Source organism: Muricoccus radiodurans, from assembly GCF_050154705.1.
GTDB lineage: Bacteria > Pseudomonadota > Alphaproteobacteria > Acetobacterales > Acetobacteraceae > Roseomonas > Roseomonas radiodurans.
Genome location: NZ_CP189561.1, coordinates 3,311,241 through 3,333,624, shown reverse-complemented (window position 1 = coordinate 3,333,624; position 22,384 = coordinate 3,311,241). Strand labels below are relative to the sequence as shown.

17 protein-coding genes and 2 pseudogenes are annotated in these 22,384 nt (G+C 66.4%); 11 read left to right on the top strand and 8 right to left on the bottom strand.

Annotated features, from left to right (window positions below; genetic code table 11):
* The first annotated feature begins 9 nt into the window (after positions 1-9).
* The 8 genes from ACP6CK_RS16005 (at position 10) to ACP6CK_RS15970 (ending at position 8,192) form a co-directional block, all read left to right on the top strand.
* On the top strand, positions 10-1,338 hold the full coding sequence (locus ACP6CK_RS16005) for an extracellular solute-binding protein (RefSeq protein ID WP_426954293.1): 1,329 nt from the start codon (positions 10-12) through the stop codon (positions 1,336-1,338).
* Positions 1,339-1,362: 24 nt separating this feature from the next.
* Complete coding sequence (locus ACP6CK_RS16000) at positions 1,363-2,346, top strand: ABC transporter permease subunit (RefSeq protein ID WP_426954292.1); 984 nt, start codon at positions 1,363-1,365, stop codon at positions 2,344-2,346.
* The gene (locus tag ACP6CK_RS15995) at positions 2,343-3,263 is read left to right on the top strand and encodes an ABC transporter permease subunit (RefSeq protein WP_426954291.1); all 921 of its coding nucleotides are present in this window, start codon (positions 2,343-2,345) and stop codon (positions 3,261-3,263) included. Before ACP6CK_RS16000 ends, ACP6CK_RS15995 begins: the two co-directional genes overlap by 4 nt.
* Complete coding sequence (locus ACP6CK_RS15990; RefSeq protein ID WP_426954290.1) at positions 3,260-3,982, top strand: glycerophosphodiester phosphodiesterase family protein; 723 nt, start codon at positions 3,260-3,262, stop codon at positions 3,980-3,982. Before ACP6CK_RS15995 ends, ACP6CK_RS15990 begins: the two co-directional genes overlap by 4 nt.
* Positions 3,979-4,431: an NUDIX hydrolase gene (locus ACP6CK_RS15985; RefSeq protein ID WP_426954289.1), complete on the top strand. Its 453-nt coding sequence runs from the start codon at positions 3,979-3,981 to the stop codon at positions 4,429-4,431. Before ACP6CK_RS15990 ends, ACP6CK_RS15985 begins: the two co-directional genes overlap by 4 nt.
* 400 nt (positions 4,432-4,831) lie before the next feature.
* On the top strand, positions 4,832-5,347 hold the full coding sequence (locus ACP6CK_RS15980) for a sugar transferase (protein ID WP_426954288.1): 516 nt from the start codon (positions 4,832-4,834) through the stop codon (positions 5,345-5,347).
* Between the two features lie 495 nt (positions 5,348-5,842).
* Positions 5,843-7,135, top strand: a complete 1,293-nt coding sequence (locus tag ACP6CK_RS15975) for a cystathionine gamma-synthase family protein (RefSeq protein WP_426954287.1) — start codon at positions 5,843-5,845, stop codon at positions 7,133-7,135.
* Between the two features lie 148 nt (positions 7,136-7,283).
* Positions 7,284-8,192, top strand: coding sequence for an acetamidase/formamidase family protein (locus ACP6CK_RS15970; protein ID WP_426954286.1), 909 nt, complete (start codon positions 7,284-7,286; stop codon positions 8,190-8,192).
* A gap of 85 nt (positions 8,193-8,277) precedes the next feature.
* Here the strand turns inward: ACP6CK_RS15970 and ACP6CK_RS15965 are convergent.
* The 5 genes and pseudogenes from ACP6CK_RS15965 to ACP6CK_RS15945 form a co-directional block, all read right to left on the bottom strand.
* A pseudogene (locus ACP6CK_RS15965) lies at positions 8,278-8,696 on the bottom strand (ATP-binding domain-containing protein); the annotation flags it as partial.
* A 24-nt stretch (positions 8,697-8,720) separates the two neighbouring features.
* Entirely contained in the window at positions 8,721-9,107 is a 387-nt protein-coding gene (locus ACP6CK_RS15960) for a hypothetical protein (protein WP_426954285.1), read from the bottom strand.
* Positions 9,108-9,147: 40 nt separating this feature from the next.
* Entirely contained in the window at positions 9,148-10,419 is a 1,272-nt protein-coding gene (locus ACP6CK_RS15955) for a phosphatase PAP2/dual specificity phosphatase family protein (protein ID WP_426954284.1), read from the bottom strand.
* Positions 10,416-12,203: a bifunctional alpha/beta hydrolase/class I SAM-dependent methyltransferase gene (locus tag ACP6CK_RS15950; protein WP_426954283.1), complete on the bottom strand. Its 1,788-nt coding sequence runs from the start codon at positions 12,201-12,203 to the stop codon at positions 10,416-10,418. The genes ACP6CK_RS15955 and ACP6CK_RS15950 overlap by 4 nt, the downstream gene beginning before the upstream one ends.
* The gene (locus ACP6CK_RS15945) at positions 12,203-12,811 is read right to left on the bottom strand and encodes a CDP-alcohol phosphatidyltransferase family protein (protein ID WP_426954282.1); all 609 of its coding nucleotides are present in this window, start codon (positions 12,809-12,811) and stop codon (positions 12,203-12,205) included. The genes ACP6CK_RS15950 and ACP6CK_RS15945 overlap by 1 nt, the downstream gene beginning before the upstream one ends.
* 909 nt (positions 12,812-13,720) lie before the next feature.
* On the opposite strand from ACP6CK_RS15945, the gene ACP6CK_RS15940 reads away from it, so the two are divergent.
* The gene (locus ACP6CK_RS15940; RefSeq protein ID WP_426954281.1) at positions 13,721-13,975 is read left to right on the top strand and encodes a hypothetical protein; all 255 of its coding nucleotides are present in this window, start codon (positions 13,721-13,723) and stop codon (positions 13,973-13,975) included.
* Between the two features lie 998 nt (positions 13,976-14,973).
* A complete protein-coding gene (locus ACP6CK_RS15935; RefSeq protein ID WP_426954280.1) occupies positions 14,974-16,200 on the top strand; it encodes a hypothetical protein in 1,227 nt (408 codons plus the stop codon).
* A gap of 291 nt (positions 16,201-16,491) precedes the next feature.
* On the opposite strand, the pseudogene ACP6CK_RS15930 reads toward ACP6CK_RS15935, so the two are convergent.
* The 3 genes and pseudogenes from ACP6CK_RS15930 to ACP6CK_RS15920 form a co-directional block, all read right to left on the bottom strand.
* Positions 16,492-16,734: pseudogene (locus tag ACP6CK_RS15930) on the bottom strand (transposase); the annotation flags it as partial.
* Between the two features lie 475 nt (positions 16,735-17,209).
* The gene (locus ACP6CK_RS15925; protein ID WP_426954279.1) at positions 17,210-17,368 is read right to left on the bottom strand and encodes a hypothetical protein; all 159 of its coding nucleotides are present in this window, start codon (positions 17,366-17,368) and stop codon (positions 17,210-17,212) included.
* Positions 17,369-17,645: 277 nt separating this feature from the next.
* Entirely contained in the window at positions 17,646-17,852 is a 207-nt protein-coding gene (locus ACP6CK_RS15920) for a cold-shock protein (protein WP_426954278.1), read from the bottom strand.
* A 1,592-nt stretch (positions 17,853-19,444) separates the two neighbouring features.
* On the opposite strand from ACP6CK_RS15920, the gene ACP6CK_RS15915 reads away from it, so the two are divergent.
* Positions 19,445-22,180 (top strand): PAS domain S-box protein, encoded by a 2,736-nt coding sequence (locus tag ACP6CK_RS15915; protein ID WP_426954277.1) that lies wholly within the window; start codon positions 19,445-19,447, stop codon positions 22,178-22,180.
* Positions 22,181-22,384: the final 204 nt, after the last annotated feature.

The window sequence follows — 22,384 nt, the reverse complement described above, 5'->3', positions numbered from 1 at the left end:
GGAAACGCCATGGCCTATCAGGTGTCCCGCCGCATGATCCTGGCCGCCGGTGCGGCCCTTGGGACGGCCGCGCTCGCGACCCCCGGGCTCGCCCAGGGCGGGCCGCGCGAGATCCGCTTCTGGCACGCGATGAGCGGCGCGCTGGGCGAGAAGCTGGAGGAGCTGACGCGCGGCTTCAACGCCTCCCAGACCGAGTACCGCGTCACGCCGCTCTTCCGCGGCTCCTATGACGAGCTGATCAACGCCACCGTCGCTGCCTATCGCACCCGTACGCAGCCGCAGCTCGTGCAGATCTACGAGCGGGGCTTCCTGACGATGCTGCTCTCAGGCGCTATCTTGCCGGTGCAAGAGCTGTTAACGGCGCAGGGTCACTCGCTGAACTGGGGCGACTTCATCAAGCCGGTGGCCGGGTACTACACGCACCGCGGGCAACTTGCGGCGATGCCGTTCAACTCCTCCACCCCGATCCTTTACTTCAACAAGGCGCATTTCGCCCGCGCCGGGATCGAGAAGCCCGCCGAGACCTGGCAGGCGCTGGAGGAGCAGCTTCGCCGCGTGAAGGCCGCCGGCGGCCCCGGCAGCATCATGGCCGGCGACTACCACTGGAGCTGGTTCGAGAACTACTCCGCCATCAACGACTTCCAGTACGCCACGAAGAGCAACGGCTTCGACGGGCTGGACACGGAGTTCACCTACAACCGCACGCCGGTGGTCGGGCAGCTCGCGCGGATGAAGCGCTGGATCGACGCCGGGTTGCTGGACGTGGCGGGGCAGGGCGTGGACCCGACGGCGGTGTTCCTCTCCGGCCGTTCCGCGACCTTCATGGCTTCCACCGCCGCGCATGGCGCCGTGATGGCGGCGCCGAACCTCGACTGGAGCGCGGTGGGGCTTCCGCACGAGGAGGGACGCGAGCCCCGTAATTCCGTCATCGGCGGCGCCGTGCTCTGGGCCCTGCGCGGCCACCCGGAGGCCGACAACGCCGGCACCGCCGCCTTCCTCGCCTATCTCGCCAAGCCGGAAACGCAGGTCGCCTGGCACAAGGCGACGGGCTACGTCCCTGCCACCAACGCTGCCTACGAGATGGCGAAGGCCGAGGGCTGGTACCGGGAGAAGCCGACGCAGGAGATCGCCGTGTTGCAGCTCGCGCGCGGGACGCCCACGCCGAACTCGCTCGGCTACCGCTTCGGCAACTTCACCCAGACGATGTTTGCCCAGCGGGAGGAGGCGGAGCGCGCCTTCGCCGGCACGAAGCAGCCACAGCAGGCCATGGACGACGCTGTGACCCGCGGCAACGAGATTCTGCGCCGCTTTGAGCGCCTGAACGCCGGGCGCTACTGAGCCCCACCATTTGAGTAGAGGGGCATGAGCGAGACCGCGATCCCGACGTTGACGCCGCGGCGGCTCGCCTGGCCCGCCTTCCTCCGCCGCTCCCGACGGGCGGCGAGCCGGGCGGGGGTGAAGGCGTCGGGCTTCGACGGCCAGCTCCTGCCCCTGCTGCTGCTCGCGCCGCAGATCATCATCCTGCTGCTGTTCTTCTTCATCCCGGCGGTGCGCGGCCTCTACCAGGCCTTCCACCTGCAGGACCCCTTCGGCCAGACGGTCCACTTTGTCGGGCTAGAGAACATCGCGGCGCTGCTGCGCAGCGCAGAGTATCTCGAATCCCTGCGGCTGTCCGTCATCTTCACCATCGCGACCACGGTGCTGACCTTCTCCGTCGGGCTGATCCTGGCCTTCGCCACCGACCGGGTGATCCGGGGGCGATCGGGTTACCGCGCCGTGCTGCTGCTGCCCTATGCCATCGCGCCGGCCATCGCCGGCTTCATCTGGGCCTTCCTGTTCAACCCACTGGTGGGCCCCGCCGCCGCGCTGCTGCAGGCGCTGGGCATCCCTTGGAACCCCAGCCGATCGGCGGGCGACGCGATGACGCTGGTGATTCTGGCCGCGTCCTGGAAGCATCTGTGCTACGACTACATCTTCCTCGTCGCCGCGCTGGCCGCCGTGCCGCGCTCTGTCATCGAGGCGGCGGCGGTGGACGGGGCGGGGCCGCTGCGGCGCTTCGCCTACATCACCTTCCCGATGATCGCGCCGACCGTTTTCTTCCTCATCATCATGAACACGGTCTACGCGCTGTTCGAGACCTTCGCGATCATCGACGCCACCACCCGCGGCGGCCCGGCGGCGGGCACCAGCATCCTCGTCTACAAGGTCTATGTGGATGGCTTCGTGAACCTCGACCTCGGCTCCTCCGCCGCGCAATCGGTCCTGCTGATGGCTTTCGCCATCGCCCTGACGATCATCCAGTTCCGCCTCATCGAGCGGCGGGTGAGCTACGACGTCTCCGGATGATCGAGCGCACGCCTTGGCTGGACGCCGCCTGCCACGCCGTGCTGATCGCGGCCGGGCTGCTGACCTGCGTGCCCCTCTACTACGCCATCGTGGCCGGCTCCCTCACCACCGCGGAGGTGCAGCAGGTGCCGCTGCCCTTGATCCCAGGAACCGCTTTCCTGGAGAACGCTGCCGCGGTCTGGAACCGGGTCGGGATGGGCCGGCTATTCCTGAACTCGGTGATCGTGGCGGTCGGGATCGCGGCGGGGAAGCTCGCCATCTCTATCCTCTCTGCCTTTGCTATCACCTATTTCCGCTTCCGTTTCCGCCGCATCGCCTTCTGGCTGATCTTTCTCTCCCTGATGCTGCCGGTGGAGGTCCGGATCGTCCCCACTTTCGAGGCGATGACGGACGTGCTGATGCCACTGCGTGCCCTCGTCGCGCTCTTCGGCCTGGACAGCCTCATGCAGGGCCTGACGGGATGGCGACTGGAGATCGCGGCGGACTGGAGCCTGCTGAACTCCTATGGCGGGCTGATCTTCCCCCTGATGGCCTCGGCCACCGCCACCTTCCTCTTCCGGCAGTTCTTCCTAACCATCCCGGACGAACTCTGCGACGCGGCCCGCATCGATGGCGCGACGCCGCTGCGCTTCCTCTGGAGCATCCTGCTGCCGCTCTCGCGCCCAAACCTCGCGGCGCTCGGGATCATCTTCTTCCTGTTCGGCTGGAACCAGTATCTCTGGCCGCTGCTCTTCACCACGGAAGCGTCCATGCAGACCGTGGTGATCGGCATCAAGCAACTCGTTCCCCATGGGGATTCGGTCCCGGCCTGGAACCTGGCGATGAACGCGGCCGTGCTGGCCATGATCCCGCCGGTGGCCGTGGTGCTGCTGCTGCAACGCTGGTTCGTGAAGGGGCTGATCGAGTCCGGGAAATGACCAAGAGGATCATCGGCCATCGCGGCGCCAAGGACATCTGGCCGGAGAACGGGCTGACCGGCTTCCGGAGCGTACTCAGCCTTCCCGTGGCCGGAGTAGAGTTCGACGTCCATCCCACCGCCGACGGCGACCTGGCCGTCATCCACGACCCCACGCTGGACCGCACCACGGACGGAATCGGACCGGTCGCCGCCCGCACCATGGCGGAACTGCGCGCGCTGCGGCTGAAGGGAGGCGAGGAAGGCGTGCCCTCCCTCGACGAGGTGCTGGACGTGCTCGGCCCGAGCGGCACCGAGCTGCACATCGAGCTGAAGGCGGGCGCGGATGGGCAGCCCTATCCCGGGCTGGAGACGCGGGTGGCGGACCATGTCCGAGAGCGCGGGCTGGCGCACCGCACGGTGCTCACCTCCTTCTGGCTGGAGGTGCTGGCGCGCCTGCGCGTTGCCTTCCCGGAGGGCCGGCTGCTCGCCTCGCTGAACCGCTCTTCGGTTGAGAAGCAGGGCGGGCTGGATGCCGTCCTGGCCGGGCTGGAGGCGTCATGCGTGGACCTCGTCGCAGTGCATCACGCCCTCCTCTCGGAGGAGCTGGACCGCTTCGTCCGGGATGTCGGCACCGAACGGCTGGGCGCCTGGGTAATCAACGAACCGAAGGCCATCGCCTACTGGCTGGCCGCGCCAGTGACCCTCATCACGACCGATCGCCCGGATCTCTTTCCATGACATCGGAGGACGAAAATCCAGACGAGCTCAGACCCGTCACGCCCAGGATAGGGCCGCAATACGCGGCCGTGCCCTGCAGCGAGGTGGATGGGAAGCTGCACGTTCTGCTCGTGACAAGCCGGGAAACCCGCCGCTGGGTCATTCCGAAGGGTTGGGCTGAGCCGAACCTCTCACCGGAGGCTCTGGCCGCGAAGGAGGCCTATGAGGAGGCCGGCGCCGTTGGTGAGGTGGAGCGAGCCTCCATAGGGGCTTACCAGTACCGCAAGCGTCTGAAGGATGGACGCCAGATTGAAGTGGAAGTTGGCGTCTTCAGGATGCGGGTCCACCACCTGCTGGACGAGTGGCCCGAGGCTGGTGAGCGGGAACGATGCTGGTTTCCTGCCGAGCTGGCCGCAAGGCTCGTGCAGGAGCAGAGCCTGGCCACGCTGCTTCGCCGCTTGCAGGGATAACGACGATGCCTCTTCCAGCATCACGTCAGAATGGCCTGCGCCGGATTAGATGCCGGCTGCATTCACGCCGGATCAGGCCGCGATCTGCACGGGCCTATGCCCGTCGGCGATCGATATGACATTCCACCGCTGGAGGGAGCTGGGCGGACGACGGTCGCAGGCTCAGCTCGTCCGGCGCAGCCGATGAACAAATCCTAACGAGCCTGCGAGCGCATCCGGAGCGCCGTGCCGCGCGGGTGTTCGCAGCCTTTACAGCTTTGAGCATCGATTCAGGACGACAGAACAGAATGCTCGGCGGCCCTGGCGAAAGCATCACTGCGGTCGTGACAGCCAGGCTTCGTCCCTGCTGAGATAGGCCGAAGCGTTCGCCCCCCCACGTTCGCCTCCCGGATCACACGCCATGTCGCAGGACGCCGCTGCCGCCCGCCACCCTATGCCCATCGGACCGGGCCCCGGCCTTTCCTCTCCAGCACCTTCAAGCAGCCATAATTCGACGCTTATGGCCGCTGCCATGCAGACAACCGACCGAATACTGGCGCTTGCCATGCTCGTGCTGACGCTTCCTCTTCTGCTGCTGGCTGCATCGGCGGTCCGGCTGAGCAGCCCAGGACCGGCCCTCCTGTGCATCCCGCATCTGGGCTGCGACGGCACGGTCTTTCCCCTGTGGACGCTTCGGACCACCCGGATGGGCAGTGCGCCAAGCACGGCCGAAGTGACCAAACTCGGGCACGTCCTCCGGATCGTGCGCATCGACCAGCTCCCTGTCCTGCTCAGTGTGCTGCGCGGCGACATGGCCCTTCTTGGCCCCTGCCCAGAGCGCGCTCTGTCGCCACTGGCCCGTGGTGAAACGGACCAGCGTCATCATCACCCGCGAGGCGTGAGGCCCGGCGCCTCGGGATGGGTGCGGATGAACTGACGCGGCTCCTACAGTGAAGCCGCTGGTGCGAGCAGCTTTGCCGAGAGCCATACAAAGACCTGCACCGCCCCCACCAGAGAAGGAGGGACAAGCCCAGAACTGCGATCACAGCGGCACCCAGCGCCAGCCGTCCTCCCGCCTGGGAGCTCGGGGCGGATCCTCTGGCATCTCTTTCAGCGCCGCTGCGGCTCCTGGGCGAATTGAGCGAGGCTTCCTCGGCTCGCTGTTGCGCCTGACCTTGATCGCGCCGGAGGTGGTGGGGGCGGTGTTGGAAGAGAGGCAGTCTGAGCACCTGGATCTGGCTAAGGTGCTGCTTCCGCTCTCAGCAGACTGAGGCAGCAAACGGCGGATATGGCCAGAGGTATCCTACCGTGTTCCGTCGGCTTCTTCGTTCGGGGCGTGCATCCATCTCGGCCCGCCGGTCGCGTGCCCCATTGCCGGGGGTCACCTCAATCGTTACGGCTCTTCTTTCCCTGGCGGCACAGGAGTGAAGCGATGTCCTCGACACCATCCAAGCACTCCAAGAAGACCCACATCGGCAATCATCTGCTGCACCCCGAGACGCAGATGATGAACTACGGCTTTGATCCGGCCCTCTCCGAGGGGGCCGTCAAGCCGCCGGTCTTCCTGACATCCACCTTCGTGTTCCGCACGGCGGAGGAGGGGCGCGACTTCTTCGACGTGGTCGCAGGCCGCAAAGAGTTGCCGCCTGGCGAGAGCGCCGGCCTCGTGTACTCGCGTTTCAACCACCCCAATAGCGAGATCGTTGAAGACCGGCTAGCGGTGTTCGAGGGGGCAGAAAGTTGCGCCCTTTTCTCCTCCGGCATGTCGGCCATCTCCACGGCACTCCTTGCATTCGTGCGTCCCGGCGACGTCATTCTTCACTCGCAACCGCTGTATGGAGGCACGGAGACGCTCCTGACCCGAACGCTTTCGCCCTTTGGCCTTCGTGCGGTCGGCTTCGAGGACGGTGTTGACGAAGCAGTGGTTCGGGCCGCCGCCGAAGAAGGGATTCAGGGTGGTCGTATCTCGATGATTCTTATCGAGACTCCGGCAAACCCCACCAATGGTGTCGTGGACATCTCGATGGTGCGTCGAGTTGCCGATGAGATTGGCCGTAAGCAGGGGCATGCTCCCGTGCTGGCCTGCGATAACACGATGCTCGGCCCGATGTTCCAGCGGCCACTCACTCACGGGGCCGATCTGTCTCTCTATAGCCTCACGAAGTATGTGGGTGGCCATTCCGACCTGATCGCTGGTGCCGCCCTTGGGGCTCGTGCCGTGATGAAGGCCATCAAGGCGCTACGCGGTGCTATCGGGACACAGCTTGATCCGCATTCCTGCTGGATGCTTGGGCGATCGCTGGAAACGCTCAGCATCCGCATGGAACGGGCCGACCGGAACGCGCGTGCAGTCGCAGAATTCTTGCGAGATCACTCGAAGGTCGCGAAGGTACACTACGTTCCCTTTAGCCCAATAGCGTCGTCCGTTGCGCGCGTCAGCGCCGCACAGACAACCGGAGCAGGTTCGACCTTCTCCTTCGACATATCTGGCGGACAGGCGGCGGCTTTCCGGTTCCTGAACGCCCTCCAGATCTTTAAGCTCGCGGTGAGCCTCGGTGGCACAGAGTCGCTCGCAAGCCTGCCGGCGAGCATGACCCACTCGGGTGTGCCCGCTGAAGTCCGCGCGAGGATGGGAATTCTGGAATCAACCATCAGGTTGTCCATCGGCATCGAGCACCCAGACGACCTGATTGCGGATCTGACCCAGGCCCTGGCAGCCGCCTGAGGGGGCACCGGAGCGGATTAGGCGGGCTAGCCAGGCGTACCGACTCAGATTGACCTAGCGACAAGCGGTTCCTAGCCTGCCGAGCAGGGCCGGGGTCTGCATTGTCTAGACTCCACCATGTGCATCAAAGGAATCCCCGAGGAGCGCAATGGCCACGCACCGCTTTCACCCTACCCGATACTTCAACGCGATCGGTACCGCGGAGCCGTGCCTGCGCGTTGCGAGCGGCGACACCGTGATTGCGGACACGATTGACGCGTCGGGTCTTGATGCTCGCGAGATAACCGTCGGCAATCGGCCGAATCCGATGACAGGACCGTTCTTCGTTGAGGGTGCTGAGCCTGGGGACACGTTGGCCGTCCACATCGAAAGGCTGACGCCGAGCCGGACGACGGGCTGGACCTATTCGCCCCTTGCGCTCACCGTGCTGGACGCAGCCGCGATCGTCGACCGGCCGGCCCCGCAACGCCATGTCTGGGAGATTGACCGGAAGGCCGGGACGGTGCGGCTGCAGGAACCAGCGAAGGGGCTGGAGACTTTCGCCCCCCCGCTGCAACCCATGATCGGCTGCTTTGGGGTCGCGCCAGCGGGTGGGCAAGCGCTGTCCACCGCTACGAGTGCGCAGAACGGCGGCAATATGGACTACCGCCTGTTTGCCCCAGGGACGACAGCCTGGTTCCCGGTTTCCGTGCCGGGCGCGCTCTTCTACCTCGGCGATGGACACGCTTGTCAGGGCGACGGTGAGATCGTGGGCACGGGCATTGAGACCTCGTTCGAGATGGAGGTTACGCTTCGTGTCCTGAAGAGGACGATCACTTGGCCTCGGGGCGAGACAGCCGACGACATCTTCACCATCGGCAACGCCCGGCCGCTTGATCAGGCGCTTCAGCACGCCACGACCGAGATGTCGCGGTGGCTTGGCGAGGATTTCGGACTCGATGCCCGAGCCGCGAGCCATCTTATGGGGCAGGTTGTCCGCTATGACGTGGGCAACGTCTTCAATCCCGCCTTCACCGTTGCTTGTCGGATTGCCAAGCGCTGGCTGACAAGGCTCTAGGACTGCATGGCCTGCATGATTCGGTGCCAATCCGACCTCGTGGAGGTCCATCAGTGTCGGGAAATGGTTGCGCCGTTCTCCACGCCATCCACTCCCTGAGCGTGAACCACCGCCGGTTCCTCTTCCGGATGTTGACTGCGATGGCGGGCGCTTCCCTCTTGCCTACAAGCACGACCAGCTTCCTGCCCCGCATTGCGCGGGTGTAGAGGAGAGTGCGGGCCAGCATGGCGTCGTGCTGGGTGGTGAGCGGGATGACGGCGGCCGGGTAATCGGAGCCCTGCACTTTGTGGGGCATGTGGGCGTAGGCCAGCACCCGTTCGTCCAGCGCCCCGAAGCCATACGCCACCTCCCGCCGGCAAAGCAGACCGAGAGCTCGCCTTCCGCGATGTCGATGCCGGAGACCACGCCAAGGTCGCCATTGTAGACGTCCCGGTTGTCTTCATTGGCCACCTGCATGGCCTTGTCACCCGGGCCGGAGGTCCAGCCGAAACGCTTCAGAGTGATCAAGCTCCCCCAGCACGGTCCTGATCAGGCAATCAGGGCAGCTATCAATGCGACGGCCACTTGCACGAGCAGCGTGACGCCTTGGAGAGCGATCAGGCGTCGGGCGCCGGCAATGCGCGGCGCCATCGGCCTTCCTGCCTTTCCCTCTGGCATCAGGCTGAGCCGGCGAAGCGCCGCGTCGAAGCTGGCCAAGGCGGGGCCGTCCGCTGTCTCGGCGAGCCGGCGGAAACACCGTGCGTCGAAGCCCACCCGCAGCGCCAGCCAGGTTTCCGCGAGGCCTGCGAGCAGGACTGCCCCCGCTCCGACCGTGGCCCGCCCACCGGTCGCGAGGAGCAGCGCGGCCAACGCCCCCCCACAGAGGGCGACGGAGAGGAGGTGTATCACCCGCCCCTGTGCCAGCAGGTCGGCCATCGCGCCCGCCACCGCGCGGTCCCCGGAAGAGGAGGGAACGTCAGGCGGCATCGGGCAGCACCACGTGGGGCCGCGCGGCGCGGATCATGGCCGCCGCCGCGCCGGCGTCCGCCGCCCGCCCGGTCCGCACCAGCCAGGCCGACACCGCCGCGGCGCTGCGCGCGTAGCCCAGGGCGCAGCACACCAGCACGGGCCCGTGGGAACGCCCGGCCTCGATCGCCTCGGCGGCTGCCTGCAGCGTGGCGGTCGGGGGCGGCACGAGATCCAGGCTGGGCAGGGCGACGCGGCGCCCTGGCCAGGGCGGCAGAGGGATCTCGGCGCAGAGGTCCACCACCGTGCGGAAGGGTCCGGCGGCCAGCTGGCGCCCGGCCGGAAGGCGGCCAAGCCAGACCCCGTCAACGACGTGACACGGCCCCGGCGCCCGCCGCGTCCAGAGCTGCGCGTTGACCCGAGCGGCGAGAGTGTAGGGCACTAGCAGGAGGCGGGTCGCCAGCGGCACCGTGCCGTCAGCGGCCTTGCCGAAGCCCGCGGCCCCCGCCAGCGCGTAGTTCAGCGCGACCAGCGCACAGGAGACGGCGGGCCAGAACAGCCACAGCCACCATCCGCCGCCCCATGCAGCCAGCCCGGCCAACGCCAGTGCCCCCACCCCGTAGCACGAAGCCAGGGATCGGCGCCGCCGGTCCCGCACGATCCGTGCGGCCAGCGGGCTCGGTCCCCGCTCCGGCCACAACCATAAGCAGAGCAGGCCCAGCAGGGCGCCGGTCGGCACGTCCACCGCGTGGTGCTGGTAGGTGGTGAGCACCGACAGCCCGATCAGCGTGAACCAGATGTGCAAGGCCCAACGCAGGAGGCGGCCCGGCGCGTGCCGGGCATAAAGGTCCCACAGGATCACCAGCAGAGCGATGTGCAGCGACGGGGCTTGATTGAAAGGCCGATCGAAGCCGCCCAGCACCGCGAAGAGGAAGCCGGGCAGCCCCGTTGTCTCCGGCCGCTCGAACGAGAAGCGCAGGGGAAAGGCGATGAAGCAGGTGACCGCGATCACCTGAGCCGTCAGCAGCCGCGCCGCGTGGCGATCCAGTTTGGCCCGCGTCGCTGGGACGAAGAGGGAGGCGGCGTAGAAGAGGTTCACCGACCAGTAGGGGATGATCGTCCAGCCGAGGAAGGGCACGTGCCGCTCCCAGCCGAACACCACCACCGGCACCTCGGAGTGCAGGGAGGCCAGCCAGTTCGCCAGCCCGTAGCTCGCGTAGAAGAAGGCCCCGAGCCCGAGCAGCCAGAACGCGGCGCGCCTCCAGGGGCGTCCCTCCGTCATGACACGCTGGCCGCCACCCGGTGCGCGAGGGAGACGGTGAAAATCCCCCACTCGTCGATGCGCTGCTCGATCTTGCGAAAGCCGGCGACGGCGACGAGCTGGTCCATCTCGGCCTGAGTGCGGCGGCGCATGACCCAGGCCTGACCCTGGCGATGGCTGGTCAGGGCACGGGCAATCAGCTCTAGCTGCGGGTGCCAGGGCTGGCCGGTGTAGATGAGATAGCCGCCCTCCGGGATGGCGGCGGCAAGCCCCTCGAGGGACCGCCGGACCGGACCGTTATCGGGGAAGAGTTCGTAGAGGCCGGATACGACGCCGAGCGTTGGCCGCGGCTGCACGGCGGCGAGGCTGTCCCGATCGAAGGCGTCGCCCGGTTCGAAGCGCGCGATGTCGCCTAGACCCTTCTCCGCAATCAAGCGGCGGCCAGCCTCCACGTTGATCGGGCTGTAGTCGCGCAGGAGGATGGAATCCGGCCGTGCCGGCGCGCCCTCCAGCGCCTCCAGCACGTAGCGGCCGTGGCCGGCTGCGATGTCGAGCACGCGCACGGGCTGGCCGGCCTCACGCAGGCGACGCATCGCCTCCCGCAGCAGCTCCTCCGCATTCCGCTTGCGCTGACGGATGCCGCGCCAGCCCGGTGAATCGAGGTAGGCGCGGTCCATGAGGCGGCCGATCCGCCCGGGGCTGTCCGCCCGATCACGATACACGTAGTCCAGCGTGGAGCCGGAATCGAAGCCGGTCTCGTGTCCGAGCCGCAGCCCCTCGGAAAGCCGGCCGCCCAGGCGCAGGGCCAGCCGGGTCGCGCCCCAGTACAGCCCGCGGGGCGACAGGGCCGGCAGTGGGGTGGCCAGCGCGTCCGCCTCGTCCCGCGTGTGACCGGCCCGGTCGGCGTCGAGCAGGGAAACCGGTCGTGGCGGATGCGCGAATTGCGCGAGGATGAAGTCGCGCACCTTCGCCACCACGGGCGCGCGGTCGCGCTCGCCCAGCGTGTCGTGGAAGAAGCCGGGCAGGACGTGCCGTTCCTTTACTGGTGACCCCAGCCGCTCGAAGAAGCGGTGCTGCGGCGGCTGGCGCACCACGAAGTCGCTGCCGGAGATGAGGAGCTGCGTCGGCACGGTGATGGCGCGGGCGTCCTCCACCACGCGCTCCGCCGCCTCATACAGCCCGAGAAGGACGTTGACGGCGATCGGGCGGGTGATCAGCGGGTCCGCGGCGAAGGAGGCGCGCCTCGCCGCGTCGTGCGTCAGGAGGTTCGCCTTGACGTAGGAATTGACCTTGAAGTCGCCGCGCAGCCGCTGGAGCAGCCGCAGTCCCGGCCGGGCGAATGGCACGTAGAGTCGCACGTCGAAGGCCGGCGAGGCGAGGGTGAGCGACCTTACCGGCGGCGCGTAATCGTGCACCCAGGTCGCGGCCAGCACGGCGCCGACGCTCTGCGCCACCACGGCCAGATCGGGCGCCTCTACACCGTGCGCGACGCCGAGATGGGCGACGAAGGCGTCGAGGTCACGCACCAGGGTGGCGAAGCCGGGGCCGCGGCCGCGCTCGCCCTCGGACCGGCCGTGGCCGCGGGCATCGTGGGCGAAAACGTCGAAGTCGGGCAGGTTCAACTCGTCCGCCAGGTGGGCGACGCGGCCGGAGTGTTCGTGCCCGCGGTGCACCAGCAGCACGGCGCCGCGGCGCGGGGTGCCGGGGGCGACGGGCCAGCGTCGGTAGAACAGCTCGGTGCCGTCATGGGTGCGGAAGCGGCCCTCCTCGACCGGGCGGGCCGTGGCATCGTCGGCAGGCGTCATCAGGTCGGGTTCTCCGCCAGTGCGCCGCGCGCGCGCCGGACAATGGTGAGCAGCAGCAGCAGGGAGAGGAGCCAGGGCAATGGCCAGAGCCAGCCGGGCAGCCCGCCAACCAGCCCGGCCAGGAGGCCGAGCGCGCCCAAGAAGAGGGCCCGGTCGCTCTTGCCGAGGGGCCCGTCGTAGCGCCGGGACGCACCGATGCTGGGCCCCAGCACGCCGGCGAACTCCGAGAGCGCCGAGAGCAGCACGACCGCACCGATGCCGCCCGCGCCGAACGGGGGCAGCAGCGCAAAGGGAGCGCAAAGGGCCGCGTCCGACGCGACGTCTCCTATCTCGTTCAGCAGGGCGCCGAGGCGGCTGCGCTGCCCGTGCTCGCGCGCCAGCATGCCGTCCACCGCGTTCAGCCCCATGCGCAGCAGCAGCCAGGGCGGTAATAGCAGGAGGATGCTGGGCGACGCCCCGATTTTCCAGGCGATCAGTCCCCCGAGCAAGAGCGAGCCGGCCGCCGCGACCAGAGTGACTTGGTTTGCGGTTACGCCGGCTTCGGCGAGACGACGGACGAGTGGGCGGAGAAGGGACTGGAAGCGGGGCTTCAAGGCATAAATCGTCATTCGGGGGCGGCTCCGAGACGGCCGGTCAGTTGTCCGCTGTCAACTCCGCCCGCCATATCCGCCTTCGATTTCACGAACGTTATCCTCGTGGGGCTACGTCTCGGGACCATGTGGCCGGCCCTGAGCCGGATCCTTGCTGTCGGTATCGACTTCAGATGTCCGAGGGGGCCATGGTATTTCACCCCGGTCGCAGGAGCGTCGCACTGCGACCTTGTTTTTGTCGCGTCCATCACGTCAGCATCGCGCCAGACTTCACGCGGTCCGATCACGTGGGATGCGCGGGCCCAAAACGAGCCGTTCGGCAACGCTTGTGGCCGGGACAGGTAAAGGGATACGGAATCCGGACCCATGACCACCTAAAGAGTCGAAGCGAGTGCAGTATACGAAAGCTTGTAGGTGAAACTGCCCGGCTCCCAAATTCCGGAGAAGAACTGCCCTCCGCAGAGGAAGTGCCGCTCGGTCGGAATCGAGACATTCATCCAGGGTCGCAAATGCGCGCGGAGCGGCCTGCAATACTGCATCGAAACCATGGCAGAGAAACTTCGTCTTGTGAATAATTGGAGCCAGAGGAACCCGGCGCAGACGTTCTCTGGGGTGGGGAATTCGGGCTGACCTCGGGAGCGAAGGGCGACGGCAGTTCATTATTGAAGGAGCCCTGCTGACTAGGAAGGTTCCTGGTTGCCGGGTTCTTGCAATTTCTATCCGTCCAGGGCGCTCGAACACACCGCAGCCTCTCATCGGCCTACACTGGGCGCGGTCGCCTCAACTCAACGCGGGGCTGGAAACCCAGCAGAGGAAGGGGCGGTACGCACTAAATCTGATTCCATAATGTGGAATGACGTTTAAGTTTACGGTGCCTTCGTCCGGTTTGTTGTATGTGCCGGCGCGCTTCAACTATGGCGGGAACCAATGGCCGGCTTTGATGCGTTGAGCGCCGATGAGGCAGAGCTTCTTGAGCGCGGGCTCCTGGAGTGGGTCGCTGAGGACGTGCTCGAGCGTCTCAGCAAGTCTGTCCCACCCGATCAGCGTGATGCCTTATTGGCCCTGGCCCGGGCGCAGATGGGACGAGTTCTCTGCACGGCGGTGCCGCAGGGCGACCCTGTTGAAGACGTTATGATCCGCGCAAACCTGGCCGCGGCCTTTCGCGCTACCTATGACGAGTAGGATATTCTCTAAGGCCAGCGTTCGCGACCGGCGGAAGCGATTCTGGCTTGACGAGGGCAACAAGGCGTCATCACCCCGAGCCTGAGGGGCTGTCAGCCCCGCGTTTTCATCCTCAAAGGTTCCACTCGGCGCGCGGGGCAGGAGCCAGCTCCTAAGTCCTGGCGGTCGTGACCTGGCCGTCAGGCCCTTCGATCTGAACCTCCGCTGCATGGCCACTCTGCCCCCAGCGGCTAGCAAGACTGACAGCGCAGGCTACCGCAGCTTCAGGCGTGTCATAGCCGGGGAAGTACCAGCCCTTGTGCCGGATCAACCGAGCCTGTCGGCTGCGAAGGACGCAGTAGGTCATCTGAGACACCCACCAGGTACTCCTAAGAGAGTTGGCGGGAGCTTTGCTCACCCTGCGATGACGGCAATGTTGGCTGACCGTGGCGATCTGAGGGCAACACGAAACGTTGGGTGACAGGAGTGACGGACAGTCCTCCACCCCTGAGGTGTTCCGCTGCGTTACGACGGCCGGTGCCTATGCGCCTTACCTGAACGAGGTGGTGCCGCACGGGCCAGCCCCTGTGGCGAGGTGATCGCGCGGGACATGGTGCTGCTGTTCAAAGTTCCGAGGCGGATTTGCCCCGCATTTCGCGAGGCGACGCCTGCCATGCTGGAGGGGCCGCTCGCGCCCTTCCAGATCGACGCCCATCCTTGAGAGGCTATGGCACGGCCTGCGGCCTGCGGTAGCGGCCGCCACGGCGACGGGGCAACGAGCGGGCCTGCGGCACCGGTCCTTCAGGGCGCGCCTGACCCAATACTCGGCGCTGCTCAGGCCGCCCGGCGTATCCTCGCACGCGCTGGAATGTCCAGGAAAGACCTGGAATTCCAGCAGGAAAGGGGCGCTAAGCCCTGGTAACGGCCTGGCAGATCAATCGCGGCTCGGGTTCAGTCTTCAGAGCACCCGCCTTGCTCATCAAGAAGACCGCGCGACAGTTTCCAGGAAGGTGAACGCCATGCCCATTACGGTCTCCAGCGGTCAGTTCATGACCGCGACGAACCTGCGGCTGGGAAAGACGGTGGCAAACGGATGGCGCAAGTCATCTTCGAACCTTATCGGGATCTACAACGACTTGGTGGAACTCGAGACCAACCAAGCGTACTCCAAAGTCTCACCACGGGAACGCTGGCAGTTCATGCTGCTGATGGCATGCAAGTGCCGACTTTACCTCCGCCGGAAGGAAGAGAAGGGCAAGGACCTTAACAGCGTCAAGAATGTGACGATCAGCAGTCTGGAGGCATCGCTCTTCACTCAAGTGATCAAAGAGCGCAACAAGGCCGACAGCCTCGGCCAGAGGGTCAACCAGTACAACAGCGGCCCGGGCGTCATCATGGGCAGGAACAACCCTCACCACGGCAAAGTCAGGTTCGAGCACGCGTTGGGGGGCGGCAAGACGCCTGCCCTTCCGAACGGCAGGGTCGCCAACGGACAAAAGCTCTGGGACCTTGCCGTAGCGGAGAACGTGCGCTTCACCGGGGATGACAACCGCGACGCCTTCATCCTGCGAGCCTGGATGAAACAGAAGGCTGCTGCGGGCTCACTGCTGAAGATCATTGACCCGCTCGAATACGCCGACGCTGCCTCGCGCCAGCAGTACGAACTCGCCTTCGGCGCCCAGCTTGTCTCCCAGGGAGGCGCGCCCTTTAACACCCTGGCTGGCTTTACCCAGGACGAGGCCGGATCTGGCCCCTTCGCCATCGGGCTGGACGGCACTTGGTATGCAAAGGCCGGCAAATTTAACAACATGCGCTTCCACCACTCCTCCTTTCTCTCGGGCCAGCCCGTCATGCTTGCGGGAACGATACGCTGCGCCTCCGGGAGGCTGCTCTATATCAGTAACAATAGCGGCCATTACGCACCAAGAATCGCCGATCTGGTCAACGGTGCAAGGGAGCTGCGGCACATCGGGCTTGATCAGGCAACACGCCATCAGGTCTCGATACTCGCAGCCGACTTCGAGGGCCTATACGGAGCAAAGGCGGGCAGTCTCTATCTCTTCCCCTACACGACTTTCAGCCGTCTGAGGGGCGCCGTGCCGAACCCACAGAACTACGCAGTCAACGTGGATTTCAGCGAGCTGTACTGGGAGAACCCCGGAGCTTCGCGTCCGCATCACCCCGTCGGCGTCGGTGCCGGTCGGATTGTTAATAAGCCCAACGCCGCTCCCATCGTCTGGCCCTGAGCGGCACCGCCAGCACCAGGGACAGCATGGCATTTTCGCGCGTCGGGCAGGGGCGCGCCGCAGCGGCGCCGCCAAATTCCCGGTCGCGCGCAGGCGTTGTTGCGTTCGCACGACGGCTCTGGAAGAGCTGGCGCGGCTACCACGGTGTGCCACGCCGGGGTGGGACGACCAGGGCTGCCTCGTGGGACGCCGAGCCTCATAGACGCCCCGGGTGTCGTAGGCGCCTTCACCGCTGATGACTCCCATCCGCGCCGCCTTCGGCAATGGCCCAGCAAGCATCGGACGATCTCGCGTGCTGTCGAGCACCAGGCGCAGCGGGCCGCTCCGCCGGCGGTAGGGGATCGTGACGGTCAGGCTCTTCTGCCGGCGTGCGAGGGTGCTGTAGTGCGGGGCCTTCCAGTCCAGACCCGCGAGCCGGATCAGGCTGCCTGCCATTCCCTACGCCGTCCACAGGGGTAGCGGGAAGAGCGCCTTCAGGGTCAGCGCGCACTGGATGGTCGCGTGCGTGAAGAGCTGTGGCCGGCCTCGCTGCCCCGTGCCCTCGGCCGTGTGCGGTACGCCCGTATCGGCTCGCACGCTGACCGTCACCGCGCGGAACAAGGTCGCAAGGTCTCCGCGGTCTAGAATGCTTCCGGCGAGCTTGCCCGCCTATCGTATCGCCACTCCATAGGCCGTGTCGTGAACCGACGGTTTCACTTTGCTAAGCCAAGACGGGCTCTGGCTCGCAGCCTTGCTGCCGGTATTCTGAGTGTAGACGTCATATAAGCAGCCTCCGACACAGGCGGGCTCCTCGTCAGTCTCATCGAGCGGGCGGAAGGACCTACATTCATAGGTCAGGATACGACCCTGAATATCGCGGAGGGCATGCACCGCCTTGTGCACCACTGCCAGCCGTTCGAAACCATCGATCCTGGCCCAGCTCCGTCACGGTACCACGAAGGCGTTGATGAAAGGATCGTATGCCGCAGCAACTCCCTTCGGCATCCCTTTCGATCGAGATGCCGATGCCTCACCCTCTGTGGATGCCGCCCAGGTCGAGGGCATGAGCGACCTGGGTGAAGCCTGCTTCCGAGACATACATGCCGCCGCACCAGAAGTCGGTTTTCTGGCAGGCTGGGGAGGTCAGGATGGCGATGAAGCGGCGACGCGTCAGCGAAAGGTCGGACATCGTTAGGGAACGCCGCGGAAGAGCGGTCGTGGCGCTTAGTGATATGGTGACCCGCCTCACCGATCCTTCGCCATGGGGCAGTTCCCCGGGATCAAGACGCTTTGTGGTTCAGTAGCCACCCTGGCAACTTCCGTGCGGGCGGTTGTGCGTCTGGAGCCGCGTCAATCAGACAAGGCCAAAAATGCCCCGGCTGGCGATCTCCAGCCGGGGGACAAGGACCCTGAAGCGGTGGCGCTTCAGTGGGTACCGAGAGAGCGGCGACCTTGCCGCTCAACTTTCAGACGGCGCGAAGGTTCCCTGCGGACGACTTGCCGCGTTGATCCTGTTGAAGATCGTACTGGATCTTGTCGCCTTCGCGCGGCTCCTGCAGGCCTGCGCGCTGCACGTCGGAGACGTGCAGAAAGACGTCCTTGGAGCCGTCCTCAGGCTGGATGAAGCCGTAGCCCTTGGTAGCATTGAACCACTTGACGGTGCCGATGGCCATAACCTGCTTCCGATCAAAACGGAAAACCACTGGGCAACATCGCCCAGGCGGATCATCTTCGCTTTGAAACGGAAGCCCGCTCACACCCACATGGATGGGCGCAAGAAGAACACCGAGACAACGAAACTGACTCTGTCTCGCTAGGATAGTTTCCCACAACTTGCAAGCGACCTTTGGGAGAGACGTGGGCGCCCGGACTGTCAGCGACTGGCAAGGGGAATGATGTGGCGATCGCTCGTTTCGGCTTCCCCGCAGAGCTGAATTTGTCCCGATCTCATGGATGAGTCCGTGGGTAGCGTTCGGCAACCCTGCCTTGGCCGCAGCCGTTCGCCTCCCGAGGGGTGTGGGGTGGGGCTTGGCAGCAGGCGCCGCTAACGCCATCCCGATAGGATCACTCCCCTCACGATGATATCCGCTCCCATCCCTCTTCGCGTCGTAGCGAACCAGATCCTTCGGGGCTTAGCCGCGCACTTGATGCCGGGTCTGAGCTGCACTCGACGAATAGACGGCCGGAGCATCAGTCCCAGTGAGCATCGGCGACAACGGGAAGAGTCCGGCGTTGTCGGTCACGTCCCCCTGCCGGACATGATAGACCCAAGGCCGCTCCGCCCGGCTCAAAGCCAACTCCGCAAGTCGCCCTGCAGCCGGTCAGGAGGCGCCCACGCCGGCCACGGGGAGCTTTTCCTTGCGCGACTCTGCTGACGCCGTGCTGGTGGCCTGGGATGCCGGTCAGGACCGCCCGAACCTGCCGGTAACTCGGGGCGGTGCTGGCGGCGGCGCGCCTGGATCGAATCACCCGCCGTGCCCACACGCTCTCCGGTCTGCTGGAGGAGAGAATGTTTGTCCGCGCAGCGGATATGCCACGGGCGGACGACCTGATGATGCGGGTCTAGACGCCCAGATGCAAAGGAAGTGGGAGCTCATCTCAGAGCGGACCAGGGCGGCGCCAGCAGCCGCACGGGCGCGTGGAGCGGTGTTCGGTGGGGAAGGGGGCTGGTCGCCCAGCCCGCCCTGTGCCCGCTCGGCCGCTCAGTGCGACGCGACGAGGCGGAGCGACCAGCGCACCGACTGGCACTGAAGATCAAACGGCTCAGGGCCGAGGGCATCGCAGGGCAAGCAGCATCGGCGCGGGCGCTGAATGAGCGCGGGGTCTCCGCCGGCGGGGCGAGGTGCATGGACTCACGCGAAGGTGCCGCGGGTGTGGGTCGATTTGGGGGAGGCGCTGACCCTTCGAGAATAGTGGCTGGCCATCGTTGTGGCGGGAACTGGTGGAAGTCGGCCTGACGGTTTCCAGCTGGGGCCGACCAACGAGGCCGTAGTGGAGCCGAAGAGTAGTCCCGCGCGCCTATGCGGTCTCACCGCGTTGCCGGCAGAGGAAGCGGGCCTATAAGTTAGGGTAGGACCGAGCGGGGGCTGTTTTGGATCGTTTCAACGCGGCAGGTCGACCAAGTCCTAGCTTCCTCGTCGACGGTGGTGAGACGGGCGCGCTCATGCGGGCGAAGGATTGGTCCGCCTCGCCCCTTGGGCATCCGGACACCTGGCCCGGCTCGCTCCGCACGACTGTCAGCCTGCTTCTTGCATCACGATTTCCCATGTTTGTCGCCTGGGGACCGGAACTGGGGTTCCTCTACAACGATGCCTACGCCGAGATCCTCGGCGCGAAGCACCCTTCGGCTCTCGGTCGCCGCTTCCAGGACATCTGGGCCGAGATCTGGCCCGACATTCTCCCTCTCATCGAGGCAGCGCTGCGGGGCGAGGCGACCTACCGCGAGAACCTGCCGCTCCTGATGAGACGGAACACCTACGAAGAGCAGACCTGGTTCACCTTCTCCTACTCGCCCATCCAGGATGAGTCCGGCGAGGTCGGGGGGATGTTTTGCGCCGTCGTGGAGACGACCAGAACGGTGCTTGCGGAGCGCCGTGCATCCTTCCGGCTCGCCCTTGACGAGCGCTTGCGGGAGCTCGGCGATCCAGACGACGCGGCGTCGTCGGCCGCCGAAGCGCTCGGTATTCAACTTGGCGTCGCCCGCGTCGGATACGCCGAGGTCGAGCCCGACGATGAACATATCATCATAGCGCGCGACTGGACCAATGGATTGGTCGGGAGCGTTGCCGGCAGGCACCGCCTGGACGATTTCGGACCGCCGATCATCAGGGAGCTTCGGGCGGGACGAACGGTGTGGGTGGACGACGTCAATATTGACCCACGCACCGGCGGCGCCGGAGCAGCGGCATTCGCAGCAATCGCGACGCGGACCGTGCTCGCAGTGCCGCTCGTGCGCGGTGGACGTCTTGAGGCCCTCCTCTACCTTCACCATCCCTGCCCCCGTCGGTGGACCCCCGATGAAGCTGCCCTCGCCGAGGACGTGCTCGAGCGAACCTGGGCCGCTGTCCGGCGCGCGCGGGCCGAGGCGGCCCTGCGTGAGAGCGAGGGGAGGTTCAAGTTCCTCGACAAGTTGGGCGAGGTGACGGCGCGCGCCTCTGCGCCGCGCGAGATCATGGCGGCGACGGCCAGCCTTCTCGGCAGGCACCTGAACACCACCCGTTGCGCCTATGCCGACGTGGATGCCGACAATGACCGCTTCACCATCCGCGACGATTGGACGGAGGGCATTCCCAGCAGCGCCGGGGAGTATAGCCTGGATCTGTTCGGCTCGCGCGCTGCGGCCGACATGCGGGCGGGGCGAACGCTCGTCGTGCGGGACGTGGACACGGAGCTGGCCTCGGGCGATGGCGGCGACATGTTCAACGCCATCGGTATCAAGGCGATCATCTGCTGCCCGCTCGTGAAGCGTGAGCGGCTGGTCGCGATGATGGCTGTGCACCAGTCCTCCCCCCGTGACTGGACGGAGAGCGAGGTGGCCCTGCTGAGAACGGTCGTAGAGCGCGCCTGGGCGCACATCGAGCGTGTCCGCGACGAAGCGGCGCTGCGGGAGAGCGAGGCACGGTTTCGCTTGATGGCCGACGCCGTTCCGCAGATCGTCTGGATCACCGATGCCGAGGGCCGTACGGAGTTCTTCAACCGGCAATGGTCGGACTATACCGGTGTCCCCTATGAGCCGACAACCGCGGCGGAGGTCGCAGCCCGCTTCGTCCACCCCGATGACGTGGCCCTGACCATGGAGCGGTTCGAGGAAGCGCGGCGTGCGAGCAGCACCTTTCTCGTCGAGCACCGCATCCGCTCGAAGAGCGGTGACTGGCGTTGGTTCCTGGTGAGGGGCGAGCCCTACCGGGACCCCGGCAGCGGGACGGTCACCCGGTGGTTCGGCGCCTCGGTAGACATCCACGGCCGCAAGCGTGCCGAGGCGGCGCTGCGGGCGAGCGAGGCGCGCTGGCGGGGCCTGTTCGAGCGCATGCAGGAGGGCTTCGCGCTTTGCGAGATGGTCTACGACGGGGAGGGCCGCGCGGTTGACTACCGTCACCTTGAGCTCAACGCGGCCTGGGGGCGGTTGACCGGAGTGCCGAACGAGGCGGTACAGGGACGGCTCGTGAGCGAGGCCATCCCGGGCATTGAGCCGTTCTGGCTCGAGACCTACGCGCGGGTGGTCGAGACAGGGGAACCCGCGCACTTCGAGCAATACCTCGCGGCATACGGGCGCTGGTTCGAGGTCACGGCCTACCGTACCGAGCCTGGGCGGTTTGCATCGGTGTTCTCGAACATCACGGAGCGCAGGCGTGCGGAGGAGCGACAGGCCTTGCTCGCGCGCGAGGTGGACCACCGGGCCAAGAATGCCCTTGCGGTGGTGCAAGCCGCCCTCCGCCTGACCAGGGCTCCGGATGTGGCGGGCTATATGCAGGCGATCGAAGGCCGCGTGGGGGCGCTCGCCAGGGCGCAGACGCTCCTGGCCCACGATAGCTGGGCAGGTGCCGACCTGCGCACGCTGCTGCTGGGCGAGGTGGCCCCGTTCCTCAGCGCCGGCGCTGGGGATGGACCACAGGCCGAGTTGGAGGGGCCGGCCGTGGCGCTCCCTGCTGGCGCTGCGCAGCCGTTGGCCATGGCTGTGCACGAACTCGCCACCAACGCCGTGAAGTATGGCGCCCTCTCGGTGCCGACCGGCCGCATTAAGCTTTCGTGGTGGATGGACGGCGGGCCGGCGGGAACCCTTCGACTGCGCTGGGCCGAGAGCGGCGGCCCACCCGTGGAGGCACCGCCGACCCGCCGCGGCTTCGGGTCGCGGGTGCTGGAGGGTACGGTGCGAGGGCAGCTCGGCGGCAGCCTGGCGTTTGCCTGGGGTGAAACCGGTTTGGTCTGCAACATGGAAGTGCCGTTTGGGCGTGATCCGCCCCAGACCGGGGCAACGGGTTTCGATACGATCACTGTGGACTGAACGGCGGAGATTGCGAGCGGTCAGGAGGATTGGGCGACACTGGTCAGCATAATTCGTCTTTTGCCTCCCAAGCATACAGAATTCTGCCTCAAGCACACGGCGGCGAAAGTGCCACGAGCATATCAATCTGCCTGGGAGTTCAGGGTTGTTCACTACCCAGCAGCGGTCGTTGGCCAGTGTTGAGCGGGGTCGGCGGACGCCCCG